Annotated in this window: 18 protein-coding genes and 1 pseudogene; 10 read left to right on the forward strand and 9 right to left on the reverse strand. The window is 74.0% G+C overall.

Features of this window, described 5'->3' with window-relative positions:
* Positions 1–7: 7 nt before the first annotated feature.
* The 3 genes from IEZ00_RS30700 to IEZ00_RS30710 are packed head-to-tail and all read left to right on the forward strand — an operon-like array spanning position 8 to position 1,121.
* A complete protein-coding gene (locus IEZ00_RS30700; protein WP_189226854.1) occupies positions 8–496 on the forward strand; it encodes a Na+/H+ antiporter subunit E in 489 nt (162 codons plus the stop codon).
* 5 nt (positions 497–501) lie between these two features.
* On the forward strand, positions 502–771 hold the full coding sequence (locus IEZ00_RS30705) for an MrpF/PhaF family protein (protein ID WP_229796261.1): 270 nt from the start codon (positions 502–504) through the stop codon (positions 769–771).
* Positions 768–1,121 (forward strand): monovalent cation/H(+) antiporter subunit G, encoded by a 354-nt coding sequence (locus IEZ00_RS30710; RefSeq protein WP_189226855.1) that lies wholly within the window; start codon positions 768–770, stop codon positions 1,119–1,121. The genes IEZ00_RS30705 and IEZ00_RS30710 overlap by 4 nt, the downstream gene beginning before the upstream one ends.
* Before the next feature lie 27 nt (positions 1,122–1,148).
* Here IEZ00_RS30710 and IEZ00_RS30715 read toward each other — a convergent pair whose 3' ends face one another.
* The 3 genes from IEZ00_RS30715 to IEZ00_RS30725 form a co-directional block, all read right to left on the reverse strand.
* Entirely contained in the window at positions 1,149–1,439 is a 291-nt protein-coding gene (locus tag IEZ00_RS30715; RefSeq protein ID WP_189226856.1) for a DUF3040 domain-containing protein, read from the reverse strand.
* Between the two features lie 11 nt (positions 1,440–1,450).
* The gene (locus tag IEZ00_RS30720) at positions 1,451–1,951 is read right to left on the reverse strand and encodes a TraR/DksA family transcriptional regulator (protein WP_189226857.1); all 501 of its coding nucleotides are present in this window, start codon (positions 1,949–1,951) and stop codon (positions 1,451–1,453) included.
* Between the two features lie 242 nt (positions 1,952–2,193).
* Positions 2,194–2,943 (reverse strand): glucose 1-dehydrogenase, encoded by a 750-nt coding sequence (locus tag IEZ00_RS30725; protein WP_189226858.1) that lies wholly within the window; start codon positions 2,941–2,943, stop codon positions 2,194–2,196.
* Between the two features lie 123 nt (positions 2,944–3,066).
* Here IEZ00_RS30725 and IEZ00_RS30730 point away from each other — a divergent pair, with 123 nt between their 5' ends.
* Positions 3,067–3,465, forward strand: a complete 399-nt coding sequence (locus IEZ00_RS30730; protein ID WP_189226859.1) for a winged helix-turn-helix transcriptional regulator — start codon at positions 3,067–3,069, stop codon at positions 3,463–3,465.
* A gap of 33 nt (positions 3,466–3,498) precedes the next feature.
* Here the strand turns inward: IEZ00_RS30730 and IEZ00_RS30735 are convergent, their stop codons facing one another.
* Positions 3,499–4,365 carry an MmyB family transcriptional regulator gene (locus IEZ00_RS30735; RefSeq protein ID WP_189226860.1) on the reverse strand — a complete coding sequence of 289 codons (867 nt, stop codon included), beginning with the start codon at positions 4,363–4,365 and terminating at the stop codon, positions 3,499–3,501.
* A 245-nt stretch (positions 4,366–4,610) separates the two neighbouring features.
* Between IEZ00_RS30735 and IEZ00_RS30740 the strand changes: the two genes are divergently transcribed.
* Positions 4,611–6,083 carry an aldehyde dehydrogenase family protein gene (locus tag IEZ00_RS30740; protein ID WP_189226861.1) on the forward strand — a complete coding sequence of 491 codons (1,473 nt, stop codon included), beginning with the start codon at positions 4,611–4,613 and terminating at the stop codon, positions 6,081–6,083.
* Positions 6,084–6,202: 119 nt separating this feature from the next.
* A complete protein-coding gene (locus IEZ00_RS30745) occupies positions 6,203–7,141 on the forward strand; it encodes an alpha/beta hydrolase (RefSeq protein ID WP_189226862.1) in 939 nt (312 codons plus the stop codon).
* Here the strand turns inward: IEZ00_RS30745 and IEZ00_RS30750 are convergent.
* Both IEZ00_RS30750 and IEZ00_RS30755 read right to left on the reverse strand, forming a co-directional pair.
* A complete protein-coding gene (locus IEZ00_RS30750; RefSeq protein ID WP_189226863.1) occupies positions 7,119–8,273 on the reverse strand; it encodes a PucR family transcriptional regulator in 1,155 nt (384 codons plus the stop codon). The genes IEZ00_RS30745 and IEZ00_RS30750 overlap by 23 nt on opposite strands.
* A 90-nt stretch (positions 8,274–8,363) precedes the next feature.
* Positions 8,364–8,939: a sigma-70 family RNA polymerase sigma factor gene (locus tag IEZ00_RS30755; protein WP_189226864.1), complete on the reverse strand. Its 576-nt coding sequence runs from the start codon at positions 8,937–8,939 to the stop codon at positions 8,364–8,366.
* A 43-nt stretch (positions 8,940–8,982) separates the two neighbouring features.
* On the opposite strand from IEZ00_RS30755, the pseudogene IEZ00_RS38225 reads away from it, so the two are divergent.
* A pseudogene (locus tag IEZ00_RS38225) lies at positions 8,983–9,078 on the forward strand (zf-HC2 domain-containing protein); the annotation flags it as partial.
* A gap of 39 nt (positions 9,079–9,117) precedes the next feature.
* Positions 9,118–9,699 (forward strand): hypothetical protein, encoded by a 582-nt coding sequence (locus IEZ00_RS30760; RefSeq protein WP_229796263.1) that lies wholly within the window; start codon positions 9,118–9,120, stop codon positions 9,697–9,699.
* Between the two features lie 114 nt (positions 9,700–9,813).
* On the opposite strand, the gene IEZ00_RS30765 is transcribed toward IEZ00_RS30760, so the two are convergent.
* From IEZ00_RS30765 to ccrA, 3 genes are all read right to left on the reverse strand, one after another.
* Positions 9,814–10,440: a DJ-1/PfpI family protein gene (locus IEZ00_RS30765; RefSeq protein WP_189226866.1), complete on the reverse strand. Its 627-nt coding sequence runs from the start codon at positions 10,438–10,440 to the stop codon at positions 9,814–9,816.
* A 119-nt stretch (positions 10,441–10,559) separates the two neighbouring features.
* A complete protein-coding gene (locus IEZ00_RS30770) occupies positions 10,560–11,423 on the reverse strand; it encodes a 3-hydroxybutyryl-CoA dehydrogenase (protein WP_276515675.1) in 864 nt (287 codons plus the stop codon).
* A gap of 58 nt (positions 11,424–11,481) precedes the next feature.
* Positions 11,482–12,753, reverse strand: coding sequence for a crotonyl-CoA carboxylase/reductase (gene ccrA, locus IEZ00_RS30775; protein ID WP_209617621.1), 1,272 nt, complete (start codon positions 12,751–12,753; stop codon positions 11,482–11,484).
* A gap of 437 nt (positions 12,754–13,190) precedes the next feature.
* On the opposite strand from ccrA, the gene IEZ00_RS30780 reads away from it, so the two are divergent.
* Together IEZ00_RS30780 and IEZ00_RS30785 are read left to right on the forward strand one after the other, a co-directional pair.
* Positions 13,191–16,550 carry a non-ribosomal peptide synthetase gene (locus IEZ00_RS30780; RefSeq protein WP_189226867.1) on the forward strand — a complete coding sequence of 1,120 codons (3,360 nt, stop codon included), beginning with the start codon at positions 13,191–13,193 and terminating at the stop codon, positions 16,548–16,550.
* A complete protein-coding gene (locus IEZ00_RS30785) occupies positions 16,547–17,671 on the forward strand; it encodes a cytochrome P450 family protein (RefSeq protein ID WP_189226868.1) in 1,125 nt (374 codons plus the stop codon). Before IEZ00_RS30780 ends, IEZ00_RS30785 begins: the two co-directional genes overlap by 4 nt.
* The last annotated feature ends 19 nt before the right edge of the window (positions 17,672–17,690 follow it).

Below are 17,690 nucleotides of genomic sequence, written 5' to 3' on the forward strand. Positions count from 1 at the left end.
AGGTGTGATGATCGCCCTGGTGCTCCGCGTCGTCGTGCTCACCTCGATCTACCTGCTGGTGCTGACCAGCCTGCGGCCGGGGGACGTCCTCACCGGACTGCTGCTGGCGACGCTGGTCGTGCTCGCGAGCAGGCGCACCGGCCGCGGCGCCCCGTCGCAGCCGGTTCCGCTGCGCCGCAGGCTCGCGGGGGTGCCCGCGCTGGTCGGCGGGACGCTGGTCGACCTGGTCAGCGGCACGTGGCAGACCGCCGTGCGGCTGCTCGGCCGGGGTCCGGCCGAGGGCGGGCTCGTCGAGGTCCCGATACCGCCGGGTGGACCGGTCTCGGCGGCGGCCTGGGGGGTGCGCGTCGGGTTCGTGCCGGACACCGTGGTCGTGGAGATCGACGAGGAGCGGGGCCGGATGCTGCTGCACGTGCTCGACGCGCGGAACCCGGCGGCCGTGGTCGCCGCGCAGCACGACTCCTACCAGCGGCGCCAGCGCCGGGTCTTCCCCTGACCGCCGTGCCCGCCTTCATCGTCGTGCCCGCCCTGTTCTGGGTGACGCTGCTGCTGGTGGCCGGTGGCCTGGCGCTGATCCGCGCCCGTGACGTGCTCCAGCGGGTGGTCGCGCTGGACCTGCTGGCGGTGATCGTCATCGCGCTGCTGGCGCTGCTGTGCTTCCTGTGGGGGCAGGCGTACTACTTCGACGCCGCGGTGGCGCTGGCCCTGCTGTCCTTCGTGGCCACCGTGGCGGCGGCCAGGTACCTCGGATCGGGAGGTCCGTTCGGATGATCTCGGTGCTGCTCGACGTGGTCGGCGGTGTGCTGCTCCTGGTGGGCCTGCTGCTGCTGACCATCAGCCTCGTCGGCGTCCTGCGACTGCCCGACACCTACCACCAGCTGCACGCCCAGGGCCTGGCCACCGGGCCGGGGGTGATCGCCGTGCTGGCTTCCTCGATCGCGACCGAGAACGCCACGATCATCACCTTCGCCGTGCTCGCGATCGCGTTCGTGGCGCTCACCTCGCCGGTGTCCAGCCACGCCATCGCCCGCGCCGCCCACCGCCGCCGGAACAGCGCCGGGACCGGCGGCGGGACCGGCGGCGGGACCGGCGGCGGGACGGACAACGCGGGCGAGGCGTGAGCGGCGGTCGACGCAGCCGTGCGCCCCTCACTCGGGGTGCTCGCGCCGGGCGGGGGCGGCCGGGAAGCGCTGGGCCACCCAGACCGCTCCCGCGATGACGCCGAAGGCCAGCGCCCCACTCGGCTCCCCGGTCAGCAGCAGGAGGAAGGCCAGCAGCGCGGCGATGGTGATGATCGCCGCGCCGAGTGACCGGTGCCCCGTCCGAGGTGCCGGTCCGGCCGCGTCGAGGGCCCGGAAGGACCGCTCGAACTCCGGGTCGTCGTCGATCAGCCCGCGTTGGATCTCGTGCAGCGCTTCCTGCTCGCGTTCGCTGAGCACGTCCCACCTCCTCACGGGTTGCTCGACACCGGGTGCCGGGGTGCCGAGCGGGGTCGGTGCGGGCGGCGGCTGTGGTGGCCTCGTGGTGTCCGGAAGACCGGGCGCGCGTGCGAGCGGTGCCGCGAACCCGCACCGGCGGGACCGTCGGTGTGCGCGGGGCGTTGGCGGCAGTCCAGGCACCACCGCGAGGTGGGGATGGCGAGCAGCAGGCGCACCGGGATGTCGGCTCGGCAACCGCCGCAGCGGCCGTAGTCCCCTGTCGCGATGAGCGCGAGCGCGATGTCGATGTCGGCCAGCGCCTGCCTGGCCGCCGCGGCGACCTTGCCCAGGACTTCACGGCGCGCCGCGTCGGCGGCGGTGGGGGCCGGACCGCGGGCGGCCTCCAGCGCGCCGAGCTCGGCCAGCTGCTCCAACCGGAACCGGCGTTGGTCCTCCAGCACCGCGCTCAGCTCGGGCAGGTGGTGGGCGAGGCGTTCGATCGGGGCGGCTTGCGGTGCGGGCGCGCGTGGCATCGTGGCGTCTCCGGGTTCGTCGTGGCGGGCGTTCCTGCGGTGTCGGCCGGTCCCGACCGCGCGGGCCGTCCGGGTCCGGGCCGACACCTCTTCGAGAGCTCAACCGCTCTCAGTGCCAGGATGACGCGAGCGCCACTCCCCCGGCTTGTGCGTTCCCGACAACCACGACCGCACTTCTTGTCCGGGTCCGGCAACCGGCGTGGTACCGCTCCAGCAGCCGATCACCGTCCTGCGCGAGGGGGTCAGCGGTGCCCGCCGGAAGCGAAGATCACCTCTCCGGTGATGAAGCGGGCGGCCGAGGAGGCCAGGAAGACCGCCACCGGGGCGATGTCCTCGGGCACGCCCAGGCGGCCCAGCGGGATCTCGGCGGCCATCCGCTCGTGGGCGGGGCTGCCGACGAACCCCATGTCGCGGGTTCCCTCGGTGTCCGAACCGGTCGGCGCGATGGCGTTGACGCGGATGTCGCGCACGGCCAGTTCCCTGGCCACGACCACGGTCGCCGCGGTGATCGCGCTCTTGCTGGCGGCGTAGAGCGCGGTGAAGGGCGACAGGGTGGACACCCCCGCGGTGGACAGGTTGATGATCGCGCCACCGTCGGCTTCCGGCGCCGCGGCGAACTCCCGCATCGTCAGGAACGAGCCGAGCACGTTGATGTCGAACTGGCGGTGGAACTCCTGCGGCGACACGGCGTCGAAGGGCGCGAAGGAGTAGACGCCCGCGTTGTTCACGAGCACGTCCACCACGCCGAAAGCCCCACGGGCGGCGGCGAACAGGCTGGACACGTCGGTCGGGGAGGAGACGTCGGCCCGGATCGCGACGGCACGGCCGCCGCCCGCCTCGATCCCGCGCACCACGCGATCAGCGGCCCGCTGGTCGTGGACGTAGTTCACGACCACCGCGGCACCCGCTTCGGCCAGTGCCGTCGCGATGCCCGCGCCGATTCCCCTCGACGCACCGGTGACCAGCGCGACACGACCGTCCAGGGACAGCATTGAGCACTCCTCGTCATGGGTGAACGGCCAGGTTCTCGCCTCGTCAATGGCCCTGACCTGGTCGGTAACGCTAGGAGAGCTCGTTGCTTGTGGGAAGTACGCACTTTTTCGTAACCTGCGGCCATGGATGAAACCCCGCGGCTCGCCACGGCCCGGACCCTGCTCGCGGCCGACACCTTCGAGCAGAACTGCCCGACCCGCGCGGTGCTGGACCACGTGACCAACCGGTGGGCCACCCTGATCCTGGCCGCGCTGACCGCCGGACCGCACCGCTTCTCGGCATTGCAGTCGCGGGTGGCGGGGATCAGCCACAAGATGCTCTCGCAGAACCTGAAGACGCTCGTCGCGTACGGCCTGGTGGACCGCTCCGTCGAGCCGACGGTGCCACCGCGGGTGACCTACCGGCTGACCGGGCTCGGCGAGGAGCTGACCGAGCCGCTGTGCGCCCTGATCCACTGGATCGGACGGCACACCGAGCAACTACTGACCGCGCGAGCGGAACACGCGCTGACGACGTCCTGACCTGGAGCACCGCGACCGGGCCGTCCACTGTGGTCAGACGTGCGCCGGGCCGCCGCTGTCGCCGTCCGCCGCGAGTGGAGCCAGTCGCTGGGTGCCGATCGCGGCCAGCAGGTCGAGCTTGCTCCGGGCGTCGGTGCCCGGACGGGGTGTGTAGACCACGACGCGGAGGTTCGAGTCCTGCGTGGTGAGGGTGTCGGAGTCCAGGGCGACGGCTCCGACCTCGGGGTGCTCGACCACCTTGTGCCCGCTCTGGTGCGCGGCCACCGTCCCCAGCGCCCACAGCTCGCGGAAGCGCGCGCTGCGCGTCAACCGCGCGACCAGCGCCGTCAGCTCCGGGTCGTCCGGGTAGCGGCTGGTGGTGGCGCGCAAGTCGGCGACGAGGGATTCCTCGTACGCGGAGCGCTCGGCCCTGGTGACCCGCACGCGGCTCGGCCCGCCCTCGAACTGGCACAGCAGCATGTTCCTGGCGTCGGCGGACAGCGCGGACGGGTCGCCGAAGGTCGCCGCGAACAGCGGGTTCCAGTGCAGCAGCTGCCAGGTCGCGTCGTAGACCGACAGCGGGTGCCCGACGAGCTGGTCCATGATCCGGTGCACGCTTCCCGGGATCAACCTCGGCACGCGGGCCGGGTCCGCGACGTGGCCCGCGAGGCGCATGAGGTGCGCCTGCTCCTCGTCGGACAGCTGCAGCGCGCGGGCCAGCGCGAGGCACACCTGCGCGGACGGGGTCGCGGCCCGTCCCTGCTCGATCCGGACCACGTACTCGATCGAGATGCCCGCCAGCACGGCCAGCTCCTCGCGCCGCAGCCCCGGAGCACGACGCGGTGAGCTGTGCGCCAGTCCGACCGCGCTGGGCGGGAGGCGATCGCGCCAGGCGCGCAGCGCGGCACCCAAGTCGTTCATGCGCACAGTCTCCCGCACCACCCTCCACCGCTGCCTGGTACCAGCTGTACCAGGAAGATCCTTGGCTGCCACCGCCCGTTCCGGGGCACGACCCTGGGACTTGTGAACCCACCGGACCCCGCGGACACCCCGCCGGACGTGAACGGGCCGCGGCGCGCCGCGGCCGACCGGCTGCCGCGCGGGCAGATGGAGCTGCGCTGACGACCCCCGTCCCTCCACCGGCTCACCTCGACGAAAGGACACCCGTGTCCCAGAGCACGAACCTCCCCGCTCGCCACTGGATCGACGGGAAGTGGACCGAATCCGCGCGGCTCGGCGAGTCCGTCGACCCCTCCACCGGCGCGGTGGTCGGCGCCTTCTACGACGGCGGTGAGGCCGAAGCGCGCGCGGCGGTCGACGCCGCCGCGGACGCCTTCGCCTCGACCGGCTGGGCTCCCGACCACGCCGCGCGGGCGATCGCCCTGGAGCGGCTGGCCGACGCGCTCGCGGCACGCGTCCCGGAGATGGCCGCCACCCTCTCCAGGGAGAACGGCAAACTCCTGCGCGAGACCACGTGGGAGGTCGGCGGTGCCGCGACGTGGCTGCGCTACGCGGCGGCGAGCGCGCGCACCCAGATCGCGGGCCGCGCCGCCGAAGTGGCCCCCGGGCAGTACTTCCGCTCGACACCGGAACCAGCGGGCGTGGTCGGCGTCATCTCGCCCTGGAACTCCCCGGTGCTGCTGACCGTCCGGGCGCTGGGGCCCGCGCTGGCCGCGGGCTGCGCGGTCGTGGTCAAGCTGCCCGCGCAGACCGCGTTGACCAACGAGCTGTTCGCCCAGGCGGTCGCCGCGGTGGAGGAGATCCCGGCGGGGGTGGTCAACATCGTCACCGAGAGCGGCAGCGAGGTGGCCCGCCACCTCGTCGCCTCGGAGCGGGTCGACGTGCTCAGCTACACCGGCAGCACCCCGGTGGGCAAGGTGATCGCCGCCTCCGCCGCGACCACGCTCAAGCGCGTCGGCCTGGAACTGGGCGGGAAGACGCCCCTCGTGCTGTTCCCCAGCGCCGACCTCGACCGCGCCATCCCCGACCTGCTGCGCGCGATCACCCTGATGAACGGGCAGTTCTGCTGCACCGGTTCGCGCGTCCTGGTCCACCGCGACATCGCCGACCGGGTCCGCGCGGCGCTCACCGAAGCGCTTCCCCGGCTGCGGTTGGGCGCCTGGGACGACGACGAGGCCGACCTCGGCCCGCTCATCGACCGCGCCTCGGCGGAGCGGGTCGACGCCATCGTCGAGGAGGCGGCCTCCTACGGCGAGGTGCTGGTGCGCGGTGGGCAGGTCACCGAAGGACCCCTGTCGTCGTCCGGCGCCTTCTACCGGCCCAGTCTGGTGGAGGTCGCCGACACCGATGCCCGCATCGTCCAGGAAGAGGTGTTCGGGCCGGTCCAGACCTTCGAGGTCTTCGACGACGAGGACGACGCCGTGCGCAAGGCGAACGCCACCCGGTACGGGTTGGCCGCCTCGATCTTCACCACCGATCCCGCCCAGGCCCGCCGGGTCGGCCGCCGGGTGCGCGCGGGCGGGGTGTGGATCAACACGTGGGGGCTGCTCAGCGAGCACTTCGAGCAGACGGGCGTCAAGGACAGCGGGTACGGGTACCTGTGCGGGCCGAAGGCGATCGAGGAGTTCCAGGTGCTGAAGGTCTACTCCGAGGTCGACCACGCCGAAGCGACGGGCTGAGCGCGTCGCGCGCACGGGCGTCGGGTGGACGGCTCCGTCTTCCCGACGCCCGGCGGATGTGGCGTCGCGGCCCCGCGCCCCATGCTGGCCCCATCGCCCGCTGATCCGCTGGAGCACCGATGACCTACGCGTTCGACCCCGAGCTCGCCGCCATGATCCCGATGCTGCCCCCCTCGGTCGGCTTCGACCTGGCCACCCTGCGGGCCCAGGTCGCCAGGATGATCGCCGAGGCGCCCGTGCCCGACACCACCGGCATCCACGTCGAGGACCGCTGCGTCCCCGGCGCCGAAGGCGATCCGGACGTCCGGGTCCGCGTGTACCGGCCCGAGCGGCTCAGCGCGCCCGCCGGGGTCTACGAGGTCCACGGCGGCGGCTTCGTCGCGGGCGACCTGGAGTACAGCCACGCCCGCAACGTGGTCCTGGCGCGCGAGCTCGGCGTCGTCGTGGTGTCGGTCGACTACCGGCTCGCCCCGGAAACGCCCTATCCCGGACCGCTGGAGGACGTGTACGCCGGTCTGGTGTGGATGGCGGGGAACGCCGACGAGCTCGGGATCGACCCGCGGCGCATCGCCATCCGCGGCACGAGCGCGGGCGGCGGTCTGTGCGCGGCCCTCGCGCTGCTGGCCCGCGACCGGGGCGGACCGCACATCGCCTTCCAGTACCTCGGCGTCCCGGAGATCGACGACCGCCTCGACACCCCCAGCATGACCGCGTTCACCGACACCCCGGCCTGGAACCGGCCCAACGCCGTGCGGAGCTGGGACGCCTACCTCGGCCCCGGCCGGGCGGGCACCGAGGACGTGCCGATCTACGCGGCACCGGCCAGGGCGACCGACCTGTCGGGGCTGCCGCCCGCGTACGTCTCGGCCATGCACTTCGACCCGCTGCGCGACGAGGACATCGCCTACGCCCTCGCGCTGCTCGCCGCGGGGGTCACCGTCGAGCTGCACCTGTTCCCCGGCACCTTCCACGGTTCCTCGCTCGTGGAGCACGCGGCGGTCAGCCGGCGGGAGCGCGCCGAGGAGATCGCGGTGCTCAAGCACGCCCTCGGGGTGTGACCGCCGCCGACCGCGCGAGCCCGCGCGCGGTCAGGGCGAGCCGGGCGCGGAAGCGGCCGTCCGGCTCGTCCAGGCTCAGGCCCAGTGCGTCCTCGACGTGCTCCAGCCGAGCCGCGACGGAGCTGTGGTGCAGGTGCAGCACCGCCGCGGCCCGCCGCAGGGAACCGTTGCGGCACAAAGCTTCCAGCGCGGCGATGGCCTGGGCGCCGAAGGGCGTCGCCGCCAGGCGGTCGAGTGCGGCGACGTCCGGATCGGCGCGGAGCCGTTCCACGGGCAGGTCAGCCAGCAGCGCGAGCGAGCCCAACGAGCCGTGGTCGACCACGGCCCGTTCGGCGGCCCCCGCGACGGCGAAGCGCAGCGCGGTGCGGGCCTGCGTCCACGACGAGCGGGCGTCCAAGCCGTCCACCGGGCCGCCCACGCCGATCCGCACCCCGACGTCGCGGGGGTCGTGCTCCCCCAGCGCCGCCCGCAGTCGGGCCACCTCGTCGGGCCCGCCGGGACGCGGCTGCAGCAGCACCGCCTGAACCTCTCCGATCGCCGCCGCGCGCAGCCGCCCTCCCGCACGGCCTCGCGAGAACAGGCGAACCACCGCCGCACCGGCCTGCCCTGCGGGCGCGGACACCGCGATCACCCGGACCGGACCGGCGGTGTCGAAACCCAGCAGGCGCAGCGCCCGCGTGCGGTCCTCCGCCGCCGCGCGCTCGGCCAGGACCAGCTCCACCAGACCGGGATCGGCCAAGTGCGGCGAGGTGTCCCGGCGCGGGCGGTCGGCCAGCAGGCGGGCCGCCATGGCGAACCGCTCCAGCACGAGGTCGTCCAGCGGTCGCGCGGGCCCCGGCCGTTCCAACCACACCCGCCCTGAGCCGTCGAGGTCGACAGCGCCGGACTCCACCGCACCGAACTCCATCGCGGGAGCGGGCGCGGACAGCTCGCTGCCGTCCTCCCGCATCCGGATCGGCTCGACGCCGGGCAGGACCAGGCCCGCGGGGCATTCCGCGAGGCCCGCCGCGCAGCGCACCAGGGCAGGCAGGCTCGCACGCCCCTCGACCAGCGCGTCGAAGCAGGCGATGACCCGCACCGCGGCCTCGGCGTCCGCGTCGAGTGCCGAAAGGCGCAGCAGGAGCCCTTCCACCGGTGCGATGCTACGCGCGCCCCCAGCGTCGATCACCGGCCGTTCGGGCAGGGCCGCGTTCGGGCAGGGCTGCCCGCGCGGCGCGCCGGTTCAGCCGACCTCGGTGGCCTCGCCGCCGTCCACGGCCCTGATCAGGTCCGCGCGGGCCCGCGCGACGCGGGAGCGGATGGTGCCGACGGGGCAGCCGACGACCTCGGCGGCCTCGGCGTAGGGCAGGCCCAGCACCTGGGTGAGCACCAGCGCCTCGCGGCGCTCCGCGTCCAACCCGTCGAGCAGCATGTTCAGCTCGACGGCGTCCTCGAAGCCGGAGTCGGCCGCCCTGCGGTCGACCTCCTGCGCCCAGTCCGAACCCGGTGACAGGCGGGGGCGCGACCGCACCATGCGGATGTGGTCGACCACCACGCGGCGGGCGATGACCAGCAGCCAGGTGCGGGCCGAGGAGCGCCCGGCGAAGCGGCGCAGGCTCGGCAGGGCGCGGGCGTAGGTCTCCTGCGCCAGGTCGTCGGCCAGCGTGATGTCGGCCAGGTGGGCGACGAAGCGCCACACGTCCCGCTGGGTGGCGCGGACGAACCGCTCCAGAGCGGCGCGGTTGCCGGAACGCGCTTCCAGCGCCCAGCGCGTCACCTCGTCATCGGGTGTTGTCACGGTTCCGGATCGTAACCACATGACGTCGGGAACTCGTAAGCCGAATGGCCCGACTTAGTGGTACGTGGACTGCCAAACCTGCCGTGAAGCGCTCTCGGCCCGCCTGGACGGCGAGGCCGAGCCCGTACCCGCCGCCGAGACGGACGCGCATCTGGCGCAGTGCACCGCCTGCCTCCGCTGGCAGGCGAGCGCACAGGCGTTGACCAGGAGCATCCGGGTCCGGCCCGCGGTGGCCCACCCGGACCTGGTCGGTGCCGTGCCCATGGTCGTCCCACCCCGCCGCGCCGCGCTGGTGCCGCGACCGGCGCTCGCCGCCGTCGCGGTCGTCCAGTTGTGGCTCGCCATGGACCAGGTGCTCGCCGGGACGGGCGCCGAGCACGTCGGGCACGGGGTCTCCGCGCACCTGTTCAACGAGGGCGCGGCGTGGAACCTCGCCCTGGGCATCGGTCTGCTGGTGGCGGCCGTGAACGCGCGCCGCGCCGCCGGTCTGCTGCCCACCCTCGGCGGGTTCGTCGCGGTGCTGCTCGGGTTCTCCGTCAACGACCTGCTCAACGGCACCGCGACCGCCGCCCGCGTCGCCTCCCACCTGCCCCTGGTCGCCGGGCTGGTCCTGCTCTACCTCGTCGCCCGCACCCACCGCGGGCAGCCGACACCGGGCACCCCCGCCGAGCGGGACCAGGTCCGCCGCGGCGGCTCCGGCGGCGTCGTCCTGCCCCCGCCCGACCGGCGCCGCGAGCGGTCGCGACACCTGCACCCCACCGCCCACCGACGAGCCGCCTGACCGCGCGGACACCGCCACGGCCACCCGTGCGGACCGGAATCCCCTTCGCCCGGTCCGCACGGGCCTTCCCCGTGGTCCACCCGCCGCCGCACGACCCGGTGCGGCGGGTGGCGTTCAGGCGCGCCAGACGGTGCCGCGGCGCTCGTACTCCATGATGGTCTCCACCCCTTGGGCCAGTTGCGCGCCGAGGAAGCGCTCCACCAGCCACAGCGCCACGTCCAGGCCGGAGCTGACGCCGCCGCCGGTGATCAGGTCGCCGTCGTCGACCACGCGGGCGTTGATGACGTTCGCGCCCTGCGCGGCCAGGTACGCCTTGTCACTGGTGTGGGTGGTGGCGTTGCGGCCCCTGGTCAGCCCCGCGGCCGCGAGCACCGTGGAACCGGTGCAGACACCGACGTGCAGCAGGTCGGCGTCGGCCAGGCGCCGCAGGAAACGCCGGTCTTCGATCAGACGGCGAACCGCGGAACCCTCGCGGCTGGCCAGACCTCCGCCGGGCACCACCAGGACGTCCGCCTCGTGCGGCGACCACCCCTTGGCCACCTCCAGCCGCGTGCCGAAGTTGCAGGTGATGCCGCCCGGCCGGTCAGGGGTGACCAGCGTGCTGGTCAGCGCGCCGTTGCTCCTGCGCCCGGCGATGCCCAGGACCTCGACCGGGCCCGCGAAGTCCTGCTCCTCCACCCCCTCGAACACCAGCACCTGCACCCGCAGCGGGTTGGCCGCCGACGCCACCGGGGCGGCCATCGCCACACCGCCCACCGACAGCGCTGACGCACGCAGGAAAGTACGACGCTCCACTGCTGACCTCCGAGTCCTCTCGCCTACTCCAGAGGTCGCGCGGACGCCGCCGCCGGTTCCCGGCCTCAGCGTCGGTAGTCGTGGAAGCCCCGGCCGGTCTTGCGGCCGAGCAGCCCCGCGTCGACCATGCGCAGCAACAGCGACGGCGGGGAGTACAGCGGTTCCTTGTACTCCTCGTACATCGCGCGGGCCACCGCCGTCACCACGTCCAAGCCGATGAGGTCGCACAGGCGCAGCGGCCCCATGGGGTGCGCGCAACCCAGTTCCATGCCCGCGTCGATGTCCTCCGCGGCCGCGAACCCGGACTCCAGCATCCGGATGCCCGACAGCAGGTACGGCACCAGCAGCGAGTTGACCACGAACCCGGCGCGGTCCTGGCACCACACCACGCGCTTGCCCAGCACCTCGGTGACGAAGGCCTCCGTCCTGACGCGCGCGTCCTGCGCGGTGAGCAGACCCGCGGTCAGCTCCACCAGCCGCATCGCGGGCGCCGGGTTGAAGAAGTGCGCGCCGATGACCCGCTCCGGGCGCTCCACGCCGCGGGCCAGCGCGGTGATCGGGATGGACGAGGTGGTCGAGGCGATGACCGCGTCGTCGGACTCGACGACGGCGTCGACCTCCTTGAGCACCAGGCGCTTGGCCTCCTCGTCCTCCGGCACCGCCTCGACGACGAACTGCCGGTCGCGCAGCTCCGCGAAGTCGTCGGTGAACGACACGCGCTCCAGCAGGGCGTCGCGGTCCTGTTCGGACAGAAGACCTTTGCGAACCCGGTTGTCGACCGACTTCAGCACGCGAGCCCGCGCCCGGTCCACCGATGGCCTGGCGGACACGACGACGCGCACGTCCAGGCCCGCCTGGGCGCAGACGTCCACGATGCCCGCGCCCATCACACCGCAGCCGACCACACCGACCTGTCGGACTTCTTCCAAGATTGGCTCCTCGCTGAAGGGATCGGCCGCCGCGGCGGGCGGCGGCCGGTGTCGCGGGTCAGGTGTCCAGGTCGGTCAGCCCCGGCAGCGGTGCGCCGACCAGTGCGGCCAGGTTGCCCGGCTCCTGGGTGCCCTCGCGCATGTGCTGGTGGGCCAAGCCGATCTCCTCGAAGCCGTAGGTGCGCCCCAGCGCCGGGTCGACCAGGCCCACGTCGACCAGGTCGACGATGGCGCGGCAGTCGCGCGGGTTGGCGTAGTGGCTGCCCTGGAAGCGCTTCTGCCGCATCCAGAGGATGCGCAGGTCGACGTCGCCGATGTAGCCGCTCGTGGCGCCGCACAGCACCACCATGCCGCCGGGCGCGCAGACGTAGAGCGACGTGGGCAGGGTGTCCCGGCCGGGGTGCTCGAAGACGATCCTGGGCGACACCTTCTCCCCCAGCACCTCCCAGATGCGGCGGCCGAACGCCCGCACGCCGCGCTGCCACCGCTCCAGTTCCGGTCCCCCGCCTTCGGGCATCGGTCCCCAGTGGTCGAACTCGGTGCGGTCGATGACGCCGACCGCGCCCATGCGCACGCAGTGCTTCTCCCGCTCCGGCGAGGACACCACGGCGATGGCCCGACCGCCGAGCTGGCGCACCAGCTGGCAGGCCATGGAGCCGAGTCCGCCGGAGCCTCCCCAGACGAGCACGGGGTCACCGGGCTGGACGGTGTGCGGCGGCCAGCCCGCCAGCTGCCGGTAGGCGGTCGCGCCCGACAGCATGAAGCACGAGGCCTCCTCCCACGTCAGCCGCGCGGGCTTGGGGTGGCACTGGAACTCGGCGACGAGGGTGAACTGGGCGAAGGAGCCCCAGTTCAGCTCGTAGCCCCACACCCGCTGGGTCGAGGAGAACATCGGGTCGCGGCCAAGCCGGATCTCCGGGTCCTCCTCGTCCCAGCGGCAGCCGGACAGCGTGACCCGGTCGCCGACGCGCACGTGCCGCACGCCATCGCCCACCGCCCAGACGACGCCCGCGCCCTCCGAACCGCCGATGTGGTAGCCGGTGTCGTCGTCACCCTTGGCCGCGCGGGCGCCGATGACGTCCACCGGGGTGCCCAGGGCGGCCCACACGTTGTTGTAGTTGATCCCCGCGGCCATGACCGCGACGAGCACGAAGCCGGGCGGCACCTCCGGGACGTCCACCACCTCCGTCCGGAAGGCGTCGATCGGCTGGCCGTAGCGCTCGGGCCGGATGACCGAGGCGTACATGCGCTTGGGCACCACGCCCAGCGGCGGCAGGCTGCCCGGCTCGTACAGCGTGTCCGTTCGAGTCGAAGTCGCCGACTGCGTCACCGCGATCCCCCTCCAGGTCAACGGGAAAACGCTCTCGACCGATTTTCCCGGACCGATGCTAGTGACCGATTGCGCACCGGATTCCCCTCGTCCGGCACGAGTTCGGGTACCCGAACGGCACCGCGCGCACCGTCCTCAGCGGAATGCTTCGTGCGGACCGAAGTGCCCGCAGCATTGCCCGGACACGACGTTGACAGCATTCGCCGGGCACTTTTAGCCTCGCCTGACGCGGGGGATCTGTGCGACTTGCCAGGAGATTTTGCGCAATGGCGCGGAAAGTGCGTCTCCACGGCTCGACGTGTTCCTCGCGTGCCGCCCGCGGTGAACGAGCGGCGGTTTTCCCGGTGGGTCGGGCCGGTCCCGCCCGCCGGTGACCACCTCCAGGCCGCACCGCGCCCGAGCGACAGCAACAGCAGCACCAAGACCCGGAGGTCGGCATGTCACTGGACGAGTACGCCCTGTCGGTCCTCGGACCCACGACGCGCAAGGCGGGGTTCGCCACCGACAGCTTCATCGCGCTCGGTGGTGACTCCCTGCGGGCGATGCGGCTGGCCGCCATGGCCCAGGAGGGACTCGGGCTGCGCCTGTCGGTGGCGGAGCTGCTTTCGTCCACACCGCTGGACACGGTGCTCGCGAACGCGGTCGCCGCCGCGCCCGCTCCCGCCGCTCCCGCCGCTCCCGCCGCGACCGAGCCCGAGGCGCGGACGCCCTCGCTGACGCCGACGCAGCGCGGCATGTGGCTGATCGAGAACGTGCTGGGCGGTTCGACCTACAACCTGGTCTTCACCGCCACCGTGGAGACCGGGTCGGTGGACCGCGAGGTCCTCGGGCGCGCGATCGCGGCCACCACGGCCCGGCACGCCTCCCTGCGCACGCTGCTGCGCGAGCGGGACGGCGAGGTCGTGCCGGTCGTGCTGGACGAGGTCGTGCCCGACATCGTCGACATCGCGCACGACGGACCGGACTTCGACGAGTTCGTCCGCGCCACGGCCGCCGAGCAGGGCCGCGTCCCCTTCGACCTCACCGCCGCGCCGCCGCTGCGCTACCTGTTCCTCACCGGCGCGGCCGGTCGGCAGGCGGTGGTGCTGGTGGCGCACCACGTCCTGCTCGACGGGTGGGCGGTCGGCCTGCTGCTCGACGAGGTGTTCGGCTCCTACCGGGCGCTGGCGGCGGGCGAACCGCTGCCCCTCACCGAACCCGCGCCCACCACGGAGGCGCTGCTGCGCCGCCACGAGCGCGACCGCGACAGCGGCGAGTGGGACCGCCTGGCCGAGTTCTGGCTCAAGCACCTCGACGGCGTGCCCACCGTCCTGGAGGTGCCCACCGACCGACCTCGCCCGGCCGTGCAGGACCCGGCGGGCGAGCGCGTGCCGCTGGACCTGGGCGGTGAGCTGACGGCGCTGGTCGAGCAGCGCGCCGCGGGCCTCGGCATCACGCCGTTCGCACTGCTGCTTGCTTCCTACGGCCTGGCGCTGAGCCGCTGGACTGGGGTGGAGCGGCTGCTGGTCGGCGTCTCCCTGTACGGGCGGGACACCGCCGAGCTGGCGCGGCTGGTGGCCGTGGCGGGCAACCTGGTCCCGGTGCTGCTGGAGGTGGACGACGACGCGGCCGCGGCGGACTACCTGCGCTCGGTGCAGGAGTCGCTGGCCCGCAGCATCGAGGCGGGCGCGCTGCCGTTCGACGAGCTGGTCACCCGGCTCGGCGTGGAGCGCGGGCTGAGCGCGCACCCGCTGGTGCAGGTCTCGTTCGGCATGCACGACCAGCTGGTCCCGCAGCGCGTCGACGCGGGCGAGGTCGGGCTCCGGATCGAGGAGGGCCACGGCGGCGGCGCCCAGTTCGACCTGTCGCTGCTGTTCGGCCGGTCCCGGCCGACGCTGGGCGCGCAGCTGGAGTTCGCCACGGCGCTGTGGGACGAGGCCGACGCGCGGGCGTTCCTGGCCGACTTCACCTCGGCCGTGCGGGAGCTGGCCACCGAGGACGGGCCGCTGGAGGGCCTGCGCTGCCTGTCCGCCGAGCGGCGGGCGGTGCTCGACGCGCTCAACGGCGACCGCCACGAGTTCCCGGCGGTCAGCGCGGACGAGCTGGTCCGCCGGGCGGCCGAGCGCGCGCCGAACGCCGTGGCGGTGCGGGAGGGCGAGCTGGAGCTGACCTACGCGCAGCTCGCGGGCGCGGCGGCGGAGCAGGCGCGCAGGCTGCGCGAGCTCGGCGTCGGCCGCGGCGACCGGGTGCTGGTGGCGCTGGACCGGTCGATCGCGGAGGTCGTGGCGGTGCTGGGCACCGCGTGGGCGGGCGCCGCGTACGTGGGCGTCGACCTGGGCCAGCCCGACGCGCAGGTCCGCCACATCGTGGCCAAGGCCGCGCCGAAGGCCGCCCTGGTCGCCTCCCCGGAGGCCGCCGACCGCCTCGGCGTGCCCGCCTGCGCGACGTGGGAGCCGTCCTGGCGGCCCTCGACCGAGCCGCCCGCCGCCACCGGCCCCGACGACCTGGCCTACATCGCGTTCACCTCCGGCTCCACGGGCCTGCCCAAGGGGGTGGCGGTGCCGCACCGGGCGGTCGTGCGGCTGGTGCACGAGCCCGACTTCGTCCGCTTCACCCCGCAGGACCGGGTGCTGCGCCTGTCGCCGCTGGCCTTCGACGCCTCCACCCTGGAGCTGTGGGGACCGCTGGCGGGCGGCGCGGCGCTGGAGGTCAACCCGCCGGGCCTGACCTCGCCCACCGAGCTGGCCGAGTTCCTGCTCGACCGGGGGGTCACCGTCGCGTGGCTGACCGCTGGCCTGTTCCGGCTGGTCGAGGAGTTCGCGCCCGCCGGGCTCGGCGGCCTGCGGCAGCTGATCACCGGCGGCGACGTGGTGCCGCACGTCCACGTGGCGCGCGCGCTGGAGCGCCACCCCGGACTCGTCATCACCAACGGCTACGGCCCCACCGAGAACACCACGTTCACCGCCACCCACGCGGTCACGTCGGCCGCGGAGGTCGACGGCCCCCTGCCCATCGGCACCCCGGTGCGCGGCACGCGCGTGCACGTGCTGGACCGGCGGCACCGGATCGTGCCGCCGGGCGCGGTCGGCGAGCTGTACGCGGCGGGCGAGGGCCTGGCCGACGGCTACGTCGGCGACGAGGCCGAGACGGCGCGCGGGTTCGGGCGCTTCTCCCCCGACGTGCCGGAGCGGCTCTACCGCACCGGCGACCTGGTCCGGGTCGACCGCGCCGGACGGCTGCGCTTCCTGGGGCGGCGCGACGACCAGGTCAAGCTGCGCGGGTACCGCATCGAGCTGTCGGCCATCGCCGACGTGCTGGCCGAGGACCCCCGCGTGCGCGACGCGGCCGTCGTGGTCACCGACGGGGACAGCGCCGACAAGCGCCTCCTCGCCGCGATCGTCCCGGCGGACCGCGCGGTGGGCACCGACGAGCTGCGCGACCTGGTGGCCGACCGGCTGCCCGCGTACATGGTGCCGAGCCTGTGGGCGGTGGTGGACCGGCTGCCGGTGACCGGCAACGGCAAGGTGGACCGCCGGGCGCTCGCCGCCGTCGCGGCGCCCGCGGGCAAGCGGGCCGAGGAGCCCGAGCCGGACCCGCTCGGCGCGGCGCCCGAGCTGTTCGCCCGCGTCCTGGAGCGGAGCGGGCAGCTCAGCGGGGACACCGACTTCTTCACCATCGGCGGCAACTCGATGGGCGCGGTGCGGCTGCTGCGGCTGGTCCGCGACGAGCTGGGGGTTTCGGTGCGGCTGCGGGACTTCCTGCTCGCGCCGACGCCCGCGGGCCTGAACCGGCTCATCGCCGAGGCGGCGCGGTCGTGACCGGGTCGGTCCGCGACGACGTGCGCGGCCTGGCGTGGGACGACGGGCTGGAGTGCTGGGTGGTGTCGGACCCGGCGCTGGCCCGCGTGGTGCTCAACCACCAGGGGTTCTCGTCGCAGACGTCGAAGCGGCTGGGCGAGCTGTACATGACCGAGGAGTCCCGGCGGGAGCACCGGGACCTGACCGAGTTCCTGCGGCTGTGGTTCGTGCACACCGACGGCGCGGAGCACACCGCGCTGCGCAGGCCGCTGCAACGCCTGTTCTCCGCCTCCTACGTCCGGTCCATCGTCCCGCGCGTCGAGGCCATCGTCGACGCGTGCCTGGACGACCTGGCCGCCGATCCCCGCCACGACGCGATCCCGACCGTGGCCGAGGGCGTGTCGGGTCGGGTGATGGGCCACATCGTGGGCGTGCCGCAGGAGCCCGCCGTGCTGCACACGTGGTCCAGGACGCTGTCGGGGTTCATCGCCGCGATGTACCGGCGCGACCACGCCGAGGCCGCGCACCGGGTGATGCTGGAGATGACCGAGGCGCTGGCGGATTCGCCCGCGCTGGCGGGCTTCCCGCGCGACACCCCGGAAGACCGCGCCCGCACCACCGCGACCTGGGCGATGATCCTGTTCGGCGGGCTGGAGACCACGGCCTCGCTGCTGGGGTCCTGCCTGCTGGCGGTGCTGGAGGACCCGGCGCTGTGGGCGCGGGTCACCGCCGACCGGCCGGGCGAGGTGGAGGCGCTGGTCGAGTCGGTGCTGGAGAAGCGGCCGCCGCTGCGCAACGTGGGCCGCGTGGTCGCGCACGACTTCGAGTTCGGGGGCGAGCGGCTGCGCGAGGGCGACCTGGTGCTGGTGTCACTGGCCGGTGGCGGCCTGTTCGACACCGACCTGTCCGACCTCGCGCCGGTCGCCGAGCGCGGTGACCGGCACCTGGTGTTCGGCCACGGGGTCCACTACTGCATCGGCGCACCGCTGGCCCGGCTGGAGGCGGCGACCGCGCTGCGGCGGTTCGCCCGGCGCTTCCCCGGCGCCGCGCTGGCGGAGGACGCGGTCCAGTGGGGTCCGAACCTCGCCTACGTAGGTTTGGACCACCTGTTCCTCGACATCGGGGCGCACCGGGCACCATGATCGACCTCCGACCGCGGCA

Source organism: Saccharothrix coeruleofusca, assembly GCF_014648515.1.
GTDB classification, from domain to species: Bacteria; Actinomycetota; Actinomycetes; order Mycobacteriales; family Pseudonocardiaceae; genus Actinosynnema; species Actinosynnema coeruleofuscum.